This window comes from Bacillus sp. LK2, assembly GCF_001043575.1.
GTDB lineage: Bacteria > Bacillota > Bacilli > Bacillales > Bacillaceae_G > Bacillus_A > Bacillus_A paramycoides.
Genome location: NZ_LDUK01000012.1, coordinates 1 through 14,076, shown reverse-complemented (window position 1 = coordinate 14,076; position 14,076 = coordinate 1). Strand labels below are relative to the sequence as shown.

At 34.6% G+C, this 14,076-nt stretch carries 6 protein-coding genes and 3 pseudogenes; 2 read left to right on the top strand and 7 right to left on the bottom strand.

What is annotated here, in order from left to right:
* Nucleotides 1–93: 93 nt before the first annotated feature.
* Both VK90_RS08685 and VK90_RS08680 read right to left on the bottom strand, forming a co-directional pair.
* Complete coding sequence (locus VK90_RS08685) at nt 94–1,206, bottom strand: RNA-guided endonuclease TnpB family protein (RefSeq protein ID WP_048372073.1); 1,113 nt, start codon at nt 1,204–1,206, stop codon at nt 94–96.
* Nucleotides 1,207–1,523: 317 nt separating this feature from the next.
* Nucleotides 1,524–2,321 (bottom strand): annotated as a pseudogene (locus tag VK90_RS08680) (IS6 family transposase).
* Nucleotides 2,322–2,780: 459 nt separating this feature from the next.
* On the opposite strand from VK90_RS08680, the gene pssA reads away from it, so the two are divergent.
* On the top strand, nt 2,781–3,272 hold the full coding sequence (gene pssA / locus VK90_RS08675; RefSeq protein ID WP_025149676.1) for a CDP-diacylglycerol--serine O-phosphatidyltransferase: 492 nt from the start codon (nt 2,781–2,783) through the stop codon (nt 3,270–3,272).
* 176 nt (nt 3,273–3,448) lie between these two features.
* Here the strand turns inward: pssA and VK90_RS31385 are convergent.
* The 5 genes and pseudogenes from VK90_RS31385 to VK90_RS08655 form a co-directional block, all read right to left on the bottom strand.
* Nucleotides 3,449–3,520 (bottom strand): annotated as a pseudogene (locus VK90_RS31385) (IS6 family transposase); the annotation flags it as partial.
* 110 nt (nt 3,521–3,630) lie between these two features.
* Entirely contained in the window at nt 3,631–4,230 is a 600-nt protein-coding gene (locus tag VK90_RS08670; RefSeq protein WP_048372071.1) for a TasA family protein, read from the bottom strand.
* Nucleotides 4,231–4,505: 275 nt separating this feature from the next.
* The gene (locus VK90_RS08665) at nt 4,506–8,747 is read right to left on the bottom strand and encodes a S8 family serine peptidase (RefSeq protein WP_048372069.1); all 4,242 of its coding nucleotides are present in this window, start codon (nt 8,745–8,747) and stop codon (nt 4,506–4,508) included.
* 407 nt (nt 8,748–9,154) lie between these two features.
* Complete coding sequence (locus VK90_RS08660; RefSeq protein WP_002175152.1) at nt 9,155–9,796, bottom strand: response regulator; 642 nt, start codon at nt 9,794–9,796, stop codon at nt 9,155–9,157.
* A gap of 1 nt (nt 9,797) precedes the next feature.
* Nucleotides 9,798–11,630, bottom strand: a pseudogene (locus tag VK90_RS08655) (GAF domain-containing sensor histidine kinase).
* A gap of 651 nt (nt 11,631–12,281) precedes the next feature.
* Here VK90_RS08655 and VK90_RS08650 point away from each other — a divergent pair.
* Nucleotides 12,282–13,535, top strand: coding sequence for an ATP-binding protein (locus VK90_RS08650; RefSeq protein ID WP_048372067.1), 1,254 nt, complete (start codon nt 12,282–12,284; stop codon nt 13,533–13,535).
* Nucleotides 13,536–14,076 lie beyond the last annotated feature (541 nt).

Below are 14,076 nucleotides of genomic sequence, written 5' to 3'. Positions count from 1 at the left end.
GCTTCTCGGTTAATCGTTACTTTTGATAGCTAACGAATTCGTCCTAGGACAGCCGAGCTAACTCCCTTGTTCCAAAGGTTATTTTGTTACTATTTATGCCAACGCTAATAAGCGTATAGCTTCCTTTTTGATATTCATAGCTGCATTATAGTCACGACTTATTTTTAGTCCGCAAGTACACTCATACGTGCGTTCAGATAGTGACATATCTTTTCTGCTTCCACAACTACTACACATTTTTGTAGAAGGAAACCACTTATCTATTTTTACAAGTTGTTTTCCTTGTTCTTGTAGCTTATATGCTAAAAATGTTGTGAACATCCTCCAACCGTTGTCCGCAACACTTTTACCAAAGCGAAGTGCTCGTGACATTCCTTTCATATGTAAGTCTTCTATTGCTACAACATCAAAATGAGTGGCCAATTCTTTGGACTTATAATGAAGGAAATTCTTACGTTGATTTGCGACCTTTTCACGCAACTTAGCTACACGGATGCGTTGTTTATTCCAACGCTCTGAACCTTTCACACGTCTTGCTAATACTCGTTGTGCGTTTGCTAATCGGTCTAGCATCTGACGATAAAAGCGAGGATAATTGGCTTTCTCATCTTCGCTACTCACGTACAATTCAGCCATTGCGAAATCTAATCCAACCACACTTCCTACTTCTTTTTGTACAATCTCTTTTTCATATTCAATCAAGATGGACACATAGTATTTACCAGTAGGTGTCATAGAAATTGTACATGATTTGATGATATGGTTTTGCGGTATCTCTCTATGTTGTTTCAGTCGCACCATTTTCAGTTTCGGTAATTTGATATAACCATGAAATAACATAATATTTCCGTTTACCCGATTCGTTGTATATGATTTTCTACTTTTTTTACTTTTGAATGTAGGAAAATCACTTTGACCACTAAAAAAATTCTTATACGCGGTTTGCAAGTTTAGTTGAGCATTTGCCAACGCTAATGAACCGACTTCTTTCAACCATTCATACTCTGCTTTGTATTTCGCAGGAGTAGGGAATTTTTGTTTCTTCAGTTCTTCCTTGTTCTCTTTGTACTTTTCGTATACTTCTTTCCGTTCAGCCAGCATCTTGTTATACACAAAGCGTACACACCCGAAAGTTTTACGTATCAGATAGGCTTGTTCTTCTGTTGGATACAGACGAAATTTGTACGCCTTATTATGCTTTGTCATATCAGTTCATCTCACTTTTCGCCTTGATTTCCCATAAACTGTTTTACTTTATCTATGGCGAACCACCAAAGGTGATAACACAACATGAACACTGCGCTATTATTATCTAATTTCATTGTTATACCAAACTTTACCTCTTATAAGACTGATTATATCAGAGGTGAAATAAATAGAAAAAACAATTTTTTTGGCTACACCAAACCGAAATTCATCTCCCACCTATCGTTGGACTATTGTCCTTCACAACGCTTGAGGAAGGAGACTTCTTTCGGATAATGCGTTAAAAATATATAGTTGTTCCTTAACACTAGTGATTTTTATAAATAGTAACTCATGATAATTAAGGTTCTGGTGCAAACATTAAACAAAAGAGAATAAAACACATATATTCCTAACGGAATCGTATCTTTTGTTGCAAGTCCAAACAATTGATGGATGAATTCTTTTTGATTTTTGACAAACTGGTTCCGTAAAGCAATCTGCTCTTTTTTTATCATATGCATGGCTTCTACTCCAGAAAGAATGGATGTAGCTGTGTCAAAAGATTTAAGACCTAGCATAGAACGGATTCGCTTCTTTATAATGCGATGATCTTGTTCTACTATGTTATTCAAGTACTTTTGTTGTCTAAGTCACATACCGTTAGGTATGCTTTTTTCTTTTTTCAACTGTCCAATTGCTATAGGATTAGCTGGATTCTTATCGACTGTTATTACACGTGGCTTTGAAACATGAAAAGACCGTAAAGCTTTCTTGAAAAAGCGCCTTGCAGCCTTATGATCTCTTATTTTGCTTAGGCAAAAATCGATTGTGTTTCCGTTCGAATCAACAGCACGATACAGGTACATCCATTAACCCTTTACTTTGATATATGTTTCATCGACTCTCCAAGAGTCATTTATTTGTTTGAGGTAACGTCGGATCCGTTTGTCCAATTCAGGACCATACTGATAAACCCAACGCATAATCGTTGTATGAGAAATGGATAAACCCCGTTCCTCCATCATTTCCACCAAATCATGAAAACTTAGGTTGTACCGTAGGTATCATCTTACCGTTAATAAGATAATATCAGGCTGATAGTGCTTCCATTTGAACCAATTTTTCTTTTCCATACCGATTACACACCTATTTAGAGCAATAGTATCTGTATGTCCAAGTTTTAGAGATGATTTGTAATTACCTTGAAGTTTTTGCACCAAAACCTGGATTAATGTGTTTCCGGTAGTCCTACGCAGTAGACTACCTATATTTAAAGAAATTACGGACAGGATCAATCTTAAACTTATAAAAACCAATACAAATACATCTAAAACGAGAGTGGTTGGTCTTATCTACCAACCGGAGGAAAATGCTTGACTACCCAATACTTCAACTATCGGGTGCTAATGTTCAACAACACGTACCGAAAATGATCAAACATTTTTATAAACCAACATAACGTACAGGAAATCGACTTTTCTCTTGTCGAAATTCACTTAGCGTACAGTGGTCATATATTTTTAAGAATAACGGAAGAATATATAGAAAATGCTACATAAATGTGAAGTTTGATCAACTTAGGAGGGACAACCTTGTTCAATCAGGTAGTAAAAGCTGTACCGAATTTATTTACAATTGGAAATTTATTGTGCGGTGTTTTTTCAATTACCATGAATATGAGTGACTATTTGGTAGTAGCCTCCATTTTCATTTTCTTGTCAGCTGTTCTAGATCTTCTAGATGGAAGGATTGCGAGAAAATTAAAAGTGAACAGTGAGTTTGGTGTAGAATTAGATTCCTTAGCTGATATTGTTAGTTTCGGAGTTGCTCCTGCACTTTTATTTCATTCGATAGCAACACCATCTATTTTAACTTCTTTGGCATTTATCCTTTTCCCAACGATGGGTGCTTTAAGATTAGCTAAATTTAGTGTTAAACCAACTATTGGATATTTTAAGGGATTACCGATTCCAGCTGCTGGATTAACATTGGCTGGTATGGGATTGTTTTCATATAGCAATGCATGGATTACATTAATCCTCGCTCTCTTAATGGTAAGTCCAATTAGGTTTAAAAAACTTTAATTTGGGTCCCGTCCATCGCCATTAAGACTTTATGGAATATCGTTTATTTGAGGAAGACTATAGAAATATTAAAGAGTAAGTATGACTTCAATAAGTAATTGCTAGAACATATTTCAGGTTCTGTTGCGAAGTTTGAAATAAGCATAAACAGGTTGGTAAATGAGGAACAATGTATAGGAGGTAGCTAGTAATTGTTGAAGTTCATTGTACGTTGAAAAGGCGGAGTCTCTTTGAAGACTTCGCCTTTGGTAGCAAGAATCCCACTGACATTAGTCAGCTTGCCCCTTTAGGGGGATCATCATTAGGAATATATGCGCTTTATTCTCTGTTATTTTTGCACCAAAACCAATCATTATTTTTACTTTTCTTCACCTTTTGTCTGCATTGAGTTGAAAGTCCAATTTAGATGTAATGCATCTCCTTGGAACATATTTTGATCTTCGCCGTTATCTACAAATGTGAACATCACATAGAAGGTATCATCATCTCCTGGGGCAAGTCCGTTTTCTTCTCGGTCTAAAATACCTTTTTGCACAAGGTCAGGAATATTCCCATTTTGTGTACCTTTCTTCAAATCAGATAATGTAGTCGACCATATTGGAACCTCATTTTTATCCAAATTCCACAAGAAATCAACACGGATATGATCGCCCAAATCAGCATTTCCATTATCTCCTTTATCATCGATTACAGTGTAATCAGTCAGAAGCTTCACATCTCCTATCGTTAATGTACCTTTGTTAACTAGTTGAAACCCGCGTTCCATTTCGTCACCTGGCTTAAGATTATCTATATCAATAACAACTTTAGGATCAACACTCAAATCTAAAGTACCAGCTGCAAACGTGTTTTGTGACACTTCCTTATCACTGAAGTACGCATATGTACCTCCACCAATTAAAGATAGGCCAAGAGCTGCAGTTACAACACCCATACCCAGTTTTTTCTTAATACTCATTTCACAAGTCCCCCCCATTTTTAAAGTTCCAACTACATATCCATCCCACAACCAATAATAATTAAGCAAATACCTTATCCATTAGCGAAAACTAACCATCTTTAAATTATTTACTTCATGTAGAGATTCAAGTATCCAAATAGCTATCGCTTTAAGACTACTTGAAGAATAACCGGTAATGTTACAATGAATCATTACCGGTCCAATATTAGTAACTCCCATTTGATTCTAAAATCATTATTTTATTGTTTAGTTTGCTCTAGAATTGTACCCACTTATTTTTTTGGTTCTAATCCAATGGAACGCAAGATTTTATCTAACGTCACTGGCCCCACATTTTCTTTCGGTATCTGATTTTCTTTGGCATCTGGACCCTTTTTCAAGAAATTCTTCTCTATCAAGCGAATATCCGTTTCATTTACAACACCATCTTGATTGACATCGCCATCTTTGACAGTCACTTTTCCTTTTCCATACGATAAAGCTGCTATTCTAGCATCTTGAATATCTACCACTTTGTCGCCGTTCACATCACCTGCAAGGTTGTCATCCATATCAGCTCTAAAGTTTTGTCCCACTAATTCTCCATCCTGCATTTCCCCTATTTTTGTTGTTAATTTACTATTTAAATGACCTGGCATTTCTACAAAAATATCGTATTCTTTATCACTTACAGGAACACTATGAATTTCAAATTGACCACGATCATCAATCGTTCCTGTATATTTCTTTCCATCCTTGCCAACTACGTACACTTTTGCTCCTAGTTTTGTGTAGTCGTTCTTACCTAAATACCCCTCTTCATTCAAGAATGCTTCTGGTCCGATATACCCTCTAACTGTTGAATGCTTCGAAATAATAGAGAAGGATTTATCTTTAAATACAGGAATTTCAACACTTTCTGCTGCACCAGATTTTGTATAAGAGAATTTATTTACTCCAAATGCAGTTAAATCATTAAAATATTCATCACTCGTCATTTCAAATGTAACATCTAAAAATGGTGTGTCTCCATCTAACCCTTTAAATTCTTTTCCTTCTAACGACGCACCAACTTTCACCTTGTTTTCCCAAGCTCCTTCTGTATCTATCTTTGGATCTTCTAATTTAAGATTTAGTCCATGTTGTTTTACATATTCCGTAAGTGCTGGATTTGGTTTCACATCTGTAAATTTAAATAGTTGCTTGTTATAAGGAATCTCAAATGTACCTGACATAAGTTGTTTCACATTATTGAGATTTAAAGTTAATGTAATTTTCTCTCCTAATTTGATTTTATCTTTGTCATAGCTTGGAGCAGCGTATTCCGTTCCTTCTTTAACAAAAACATAGTCTTTAAATCCTGCTGCCATATCCCCTGCAGTTGCAAGGTCATATCCAAATAATTTTAAAGTTAACGGTTCATTTATTTCCTCTGGAAGTACTCCAAATTTAAAATCACCATTTGCTTGAATAGTATTCAGCCAACCTGATGGAAAGGCCGAGTTTTGATAATATACAATTTGATTAGCTTTTTGGTCATACTGCAGTCCTTTTGCCTTTAATGCATCCACTGTAGAATCATAAATATTACCATGTACCCATAATGCTCGCTGACCGTCTTCTTCTTTAAACATGGAATCATTTACTTCATGTATACCAGGTTGTACATCCATAAATTTCATTTCAGGTATTACATTATCAATGATAATGCTATCGCCCTTTGTATAAGATTTTCCTTCTTTATCATATCCAACGAAGTTCAATTCGTAATCTCCATCAGGCAACATAACAGGTTTATCCCCAATTGGATGAGCTGGATCTCCTGTGAATGGAAGTACATACCCTCCCATACCAGAAAACATCATATATTCAACATTTGGTGTTAAACTGCTTGCATTAAGTGTACCAACGACTCCTAATGCCTTTCCTGTTTTTCGATCCTTCACAACTGCATCAATGGTTTCAAGAGGACTATTTAATTTAAATGTCAACGGTGAACTTGGTCTATCCATAAATGGATGGAATTTAGACGCATCTGTTGCCATTGCGTCTCTCAGTAAATCTACAGACGCAATCCCTTTTTCTGTGAATTTAACTGCAAACGGCACTTGATATACTTCTTTTTCATTGTTTTTATTTGAAATATGAATATATCCCTCATATCTACCGAATTCAGCGTTTTCTGGAATGATAATTTCAGGGCTAATTTCCCCTGATGTACCAGGAGCCACTTTAATAGAATCTTGTACGTTCAGCTTCACACCATTCTTCGCTGCGTCCTGCACACCTACACTTGTTGGTGAAAACTCTACTTCTAATTTGAACTCTTTTCCGTCTGTTTTACTGCTGTTCTTAATTACGACTTTTCGACTATCTTTAATAGGTCCATTTCCCAATTGATTTTTATACCCGAATGCAATAGAACCTGTTTTTTCTTCAATTTCTACTTCTTCATCATTTACAACGTTTGATGTTTTATCGATAACCTCGATAGATGTATCTGCATGAACTGCACGATATGCATCAATTCGGCCTGAGCCTACCTCAAATACAGAGCGCTCTTCTTTTAAGTCAACTGCGGTATTCATAAGCGCTTCTTTTACTTCAAATGGACTATAGTTTGGATGTTCTTGTAAAATGAGTGCTGCTACCCCCGCAGTATGAGGAGTTGCCATAGATGTACCTGACATACGTCCATACGCTACCGGATAATTTTCTCCATCCTTTGGATCATTAATATATTCAGGAACAGTTGAGAAAATAGACACACCCGGCGCTACAATATCTGGCTTAATATCATCTGTTTTAGTTGCAGGACCACGAGAGCTGAAATCGGCTAAGTGATCTCCCTCTGTTTTTATATTATTAAGTTCTCCAAATGCTAAAGCCACATCCCCTTGGACAGCTTTTGCTTGTAATTTCTCACCATCTACTTTTGTTAAGCGGAACGATGGAATAGATGAAGTACTTTCTCCAAGATAACTTGTGATTTCACCATCAACATTGTTATATACAATGACAGCCTTTGCGCCTGCTTCCTTCGCATTCTTAATTTTTTCATCAAATGTAATCTCACCGCGTTGGATAAGCACTAATTTTCCTTTTACATCTTTTCCTGTAAAATCAGCTGATTTCCCAAGTCCTGCATATACAACCGATAAAGATTGACCTTTTAAGTCTTCAAGCTTATCAGTAAAACTTTTTCCAAGTAGCATCATCTTATCCACATGTAAATCACCTGCATCGGCGGAAAACGTCGGGATAGTCATCGCAGCATCACTTGCTCCAACTGTAATTGGAAGTGCCGCCGCACTAGGTGATCCAATTGTCCCTTCTCCTGGACCACTATTACCTGCCGCTACTACTGTAACAACACCAGCTAACATGGCATTGTTCACTGCCACAGAAGTAGGATATAAAGGATCATTAATAGCCGCACCTAATGATAAATTGATAACATCCATATCGTCTTTCACTGCTTTATCAATCGCAGCAAGAATACCACTTGTTTGACCACTTCCATATGGTCCTAATACACGATATGAGTATAAATCTACATCTGGAGCAACACCCTTAACTGCATAATCTACATTATTCTTTTTGTCTGCAGCAATTGTCCCAGCTACATGAGTACCATGGGATGTATAGTATGCACTTCCATTATAAATTTCAGGATATCCTCCAGAATTTTGCCAATCCTTATACGTTGTCTCCATCGGATCAGCATCATTATTAACAAAGTCCCATCCTTTTATTGAGTTCGGATCTATTTTGCTTGGATCTTCACCTTGCTTTGCACGATATCCTTTATATGCATCTTTTAAATCAGGGTGGTTATAATCAATACCTGTGTCCAGTACCCCCACCTTAATTCCTTTGCCTGTTATTTTTTCATCGTGTAGCTTGTCCACACCAATTTGTGGTACACTATCTGCCATTTTTGGCTCGACACCCGCCTTAGCTGTTTCTTTCGGCAAATCAATTTTGACCTCACGATCTTCCCATACACGCTTAACAATACCAGTACGAACTAAGTCTTCAATCATATTTGCTGGTAACGACATTGCTACACCATTAAAAGCATTCTTATATTCTCTTGTTATTTTGGCAGATTTAAAATTCGTCCCTTTATCTTTCTTCTTTTGAAGTTGTTCAAGCTCTGTTTTAAATCCTTTATGAGATGCCTCTACCTTTTGTTCCGCATTTGAAAGAGCTAACTTTTTCCCTTTTGCCGCTTGTTTTAGCACCTCAATTTTGCTAGGCGCTTGCTTAAATTCTACAATTACATTCACATTATCAGGGCTAGCTGTATTGATGCCTGGTGAAATAACAAAACCTGGTTTTGTATCCAATGTTTTTAAAGCATTACGTTGTTCCTTTGTAAGTCCTTTCAATACAGCATTTACATCATCAATACCCGGTAAAGTGGATGAATTCACATCTTCTGCCAATACGTTATATGGAATTCCTTGAGACAATAGCATACCAACTGTTAGCGTTCCAATAAGAATCTTTCCAAATTTCCCTTTTTTCATATTGCATCTCCCCATTATAAAAATTATCTTTCTAAACAAATTGATTATCAAATTCCCATTTAGCATTGAAAATTCTATTAATCTTAAACCTTCATTTCGTATAATTAAGAATTTCTAACACTACTTCCATCCCACACCTCATATAGCTAACCACTCACTTTAATTTTTCTATAAAAGCCCCCCAAAATTTATTTTCAATAACAGATTTTCATAAAATGGATTATTAATAGAGTTAAACTATAATTCTGTTTTTATTATTTCACGTTCTGATTTTTCTGAAAATTAATCAAAAGGAGTATTTTTATTCTAACTATTCTACGTTTAAATAGTACAAAAGAACTACCTTGCCCCTTATTCTTTGTAATATAGAATAAGGAAACACGATAGTTCTTTTAAAAATCTCTTATTTAATCCAGCGGAACCAATTGATTTCGAACAGCATAAATCACCGCTTGCGATCGACTTTTGACATTCAGCTTTTTAAAAATTTTATTGATGTGAATTTTAACTGTTTTATCACTAATATATAGAGCTTCAGCAATTTCTTTATTACTAAGTCCTTTTACTAGTTCAAAGAGAATTTCCTTTTCACGCTCTGTCAGTTCATTTTCATTTGGTTCTGATTTCATTTTTTGCTGATGATATGTAATTAATTTTTTCGTCATACGCGGATGAATAACCGAATCGCCTTGATATAACATTCGAATTGCAGCCACTACCTGTTCCGATGATGAATCTTTCAATAAATAACCATCAGCACCAGCTTGAAGGGCATCCATTAAATACTCATCATGCTCATACATTGTAAAAACAAGTACTCGGCAATTAGGATAATTCTTTTTCACTAATCCCGTAGCTTCAATTCCGTTCTTCCCTGGAAGATTAATATCCATCAAAATACAATCTGGTCTGCATTCCTCTACTTTTTCCAATACCTCATCCCCAGAGCTCGCTTCTCCAACCACTTTCATATCAGATTCAACCTCTAGTATGCTCCGAATTGCGTCTCGTAAAAAAGCATGATCATCCACTACTAATATTTTAATCATTTTACGCACCCCTTGTTTGTGAATCTGGAATTAACAGTGTAATTTCTGTCCCTTTCCCTACAGAACTATCAATCTGTAAAGTAGCCCCTAATTGTTCAGCTTGTTCATTCATATGTAATATACCATAATGTGGCTCACGTTTCGTTTTAACCATAGACTCAAATAGTGAGAAACCTACTCCATTATCCTTAACCTTTAAAAGCACGTGCTCACTTTGATAGCTTAGCAAAACATGAATTTTTTCTGCTTGTGCATGTTTAACAATGTTTTGTAAACTCTCTTATAATGTATCAAAAATAACTCTTTCTTTCGAAAAGCTAAGCGCACGTGAATTACCTCTCTCATGATATGTAATATCTAGTTCATATTCTTGTTTTAAAGATTTTATTTTACTTGCTATCGCCTGCTTAAGCCCTAATTGCTGTGTCGGATACGGTTTTAAAGCATAAATAGAATAGCGGACTTCTCCTAAGCTTCCTCTTAAATCCTTTATACTTTTCTCGACTACTTGCTGCATATCGGTTGGTTTATCACGGTATTTTTTCTTAGCGGATTCTAGTTGGAATATCACCCCCGCCAATGTTTGCGCGATGCCATCGTGAATTTCGCGTGCAATTCTATTTCTTTCTTCTAAAATCATTCTTTTTTCCTGTTCAGAAATCAATATCCTTGTTTTAACTACGTTAGCTAATTGGTTAGAAAACGTAGCTAAAGATTGTACATCCTCCGGAAAAAAACCCGCATTTCTACTTTTTCCTGCAACAAACATTCCAACTAATTCATCATTCACAATAAGAGGAAAATATACAAGTGAGCGTATGACATCATCAAATATTTCATCTCCAGGCGCCGTACCAGTTTTCCAATCATTAAAAACAAGATTTTTTGAGATTTCCTCAAACGCCTCGATTTTATCTGAATGATCAGAAATATCAAGTTGGACTTTCCCATCTTTTAATAGAAGATTCCAGTTTCCATCATCTTTTGTCCATATTACATATGCTTGTATGCCAAAAAAACCTTTGAGTGCTTGTTTGATATGTTTCAAGTTTCCTCCGGTTAGTCCACGACTAATTTCTGTTGTAATAAGAAACAGTTCGTATAACCTTTCCTTCTCCATCCTAATTCGTACAGAAAAAGAACTGATAACTGAAATTGCTACAAGTGGAAAAAAGAAAAACAGTACTGTAATCTCGTTTATTTCCACACTATATGTACTAATTAATACATGCATCAGAGCAGTATAAGAGAAGCCAAAAGTTTCACAAAGAAATACTGTTACGGCTTTTTTATACCACTGATGTATCGAATACGGCTGTGGAAGGAGTACCATTAACAAATCGTAAAAACGGTTGTTGAAAAAACAAAAAAACACGCAAAATAATAACAAAGATATTAAATTCTCATACAGAGCTGACATATCCATTCCGCTAATCAATAACGACAGACATTTATTTGAAAACCATTCTGCCAAGATCAAACTAAGTGCATGCTGGGTACTATTAAATAACATTCTTTGTACCGGTGAACGACGATGCAGGTGAATAATTAGCGTAACGAATACAATAGTAATAATAGTTATGTATATTCCGAACTGCCAACTCATAGCGTAAATTATCGGAAAGGTAAGCGAGCTAGTTCCTCTCCAAAATCGTACAGGAAAATACTCTGCAATCCCCATAAATATTAATAACAATATTAGTATTGTTGGATGAGAAGGGATTTTAATTTCAAGTAAAGATATAGTTATAGTAATCAAACCAAGAAAAGAAATAAAATAAAGATACAAACTAGCAACTTTTTCTCTCATAGAAATTGAATTTACATCTTTCAAAACAGTCCCTTCTTTCTTTATAAGAATTCATTTTCTCTATTATCCAACAAAAAACCGGCACTGGCAAAATGGAAGAACTCCCACTAGCCAATCACCGGCTGTGTACTATACCTAAAGAGGCAAGACACAATACTAGTATAAATTTCTTTTCATACATTTTCTATTGATCAAATGATGTAATTATACATATCATTGGACGTAATCTTATAGTACAAAAGATATATGAAATATGAATCGTGAAATTACATTGTTGAATACTATTTGTTTTTAGATAAATCAAATTAACAAAAAAATAATAATTTTTATTTTTTTCTTTGTAATTTAATAAATTTCATGTTAATATGGCGAAGGCTATAAAATAGATATCGTCATTCACAGTCTTTTTACAGAATATTCACTCCTGTAAAAACGTAACTATTTCAGTAATTTACTTCATATTTTACCTATACAAGAGCTACTTTCAATTTTTTTACATAACTAAAAGTAGCTTTTTATTTCTATCTTCCTCATCGGTTCTAATATAAATAATAAAAAAGCACTTTTGCAAGTGCCCTTCCCTTTCTTTTTAAAGATAGAAGGTTTAATAAAACCCAACACCTAGATTACACTCATTCATAATCCTACTTATAAACTATCAGAGAGGCATAAACTATGGGAATTCCTACGCTCTTAATAAATACCTTTATTATTATTATTTGTATCCTTAGCTATCATGTATTTTGGCTGGAACATAAAGAAAAAATTGCATACAATAACATATTAATTTCTGTTCTTTCCTCCATTGCAATTATTTTTTGTATGACTTTTCCTTTTCATTTACATGCTGGATTTATTTATGATTTACGTTTTATTCCTATCATTTTAGTTTTTCTATATGGAAATACAAAAAGTATTATTTTTGTTGGGATTTTATATCTTTCTTATAGATTTTACTTAGGTGGAAGCGGAGTTCTCCCATCATTTATTATCTTTACTATTATTTCTGGTGTTACAATCATGTTTCGTTACTTGTCACCTATTTATTTCAAGGAAAAGAAGATATTATTAAGCATTCTACTTATTTTGATATGTACAACTTCCCTTTCTATTTGTGGTATTGTAACTCAAATAAATACAGGTGGTACAATTGACTCTACTCTGATTGAATTTTTATTTAATTATATTGTCATTAATATTTTCACAGTATTATTATCAGTTTATCTAATAGAAGGAATGATTGATAAATTTAAAATGAAAGAAAAAATGCAAAGGGCAGAAAAGTTTTATATAGCTAGTGAACTAGCTGCATCTATTGCACATGAAATTCATAATCCACTAACCACGGTACAAGGATTCACTCAGTTATTAAATGAAAATGAAAGCTCTAAGGTACCTCAAGATAAGTACTTGGAAATCATGTTAATTGAAATGCAACAAATACAGGCTACTATAAATAACTATTTATCTTTAACCAAACCACAAAACATTATTAAAGAGAAACTAGATATTAATCACATTTTGAATCAGGTAATAGATACAATTTCACCACTCGCTCTATCATGGAATGTTGAATTAAAACTGAATAGTACAGACTCCCTTTTTATAAATGCTGATTCTGAGAAATTAAAACTGTGTCTAACCAACATAATACAAAATGGAATTGAAGCTATGAAAAATGGTGGAGTATTACAAATAAATATACAAAAAATAAAAGATAATATTGTAATTGATATTATTGATACAGGAATTGGAATGTCTTCTCAACAAATAAAACGAATTGCTTTGCCATTTTATTCAACAACAGAAAAAGGTACTGGGCTTGGTACTATGATTGCGTACAGTATTATTAAAGAATTAAACGGAGATATAGAGATAGAAAGTGAACTAGGAAAAGGAACACACTTTTCTATCACTATCCCCTGCTAATATAATAGAAGATTTATATAATAGATGAAATGTTTTATCGAGCTGTATTTACTGACACCGTAAATAAATTGAAGAATTTCAATCTTAGCATCTTAAGAAGGGTTTTAGCAGCAAAGGTTAGTAAACATAGTATCAAAGGACTGGAAGGGGAAGGGAAAGAAAAAGAAAATTACTACAAAATACCAGAGCATGAACGCTTGACGGAAAAAGATATAATGTCTGGAACCGTTACGGTTTCAAATATTTGTTCTTTGTATAAAGAACAAAGAGGTTACTGAATAATGGGCAGTTTTTTTGTTCGTGCTACTTTTTGATAATAACACTCAGCCAAGAAATTAAAGGTGAGCTAAAACTCCCCTCTTAAATATCCATATCAATAATCTTTTAGCTCGATCCCGTTAGCGGCTGTCGCTACCATTTTCGAAATCATCTTAAACTGTACGACCATAAGGGTGGGTACTCGTAACAGTGAACTACCCACCACTTAGTATCTCTTACGAGATTACTTGAAGTGGGGGCTTCTCGGTTAATCGTTACTTTT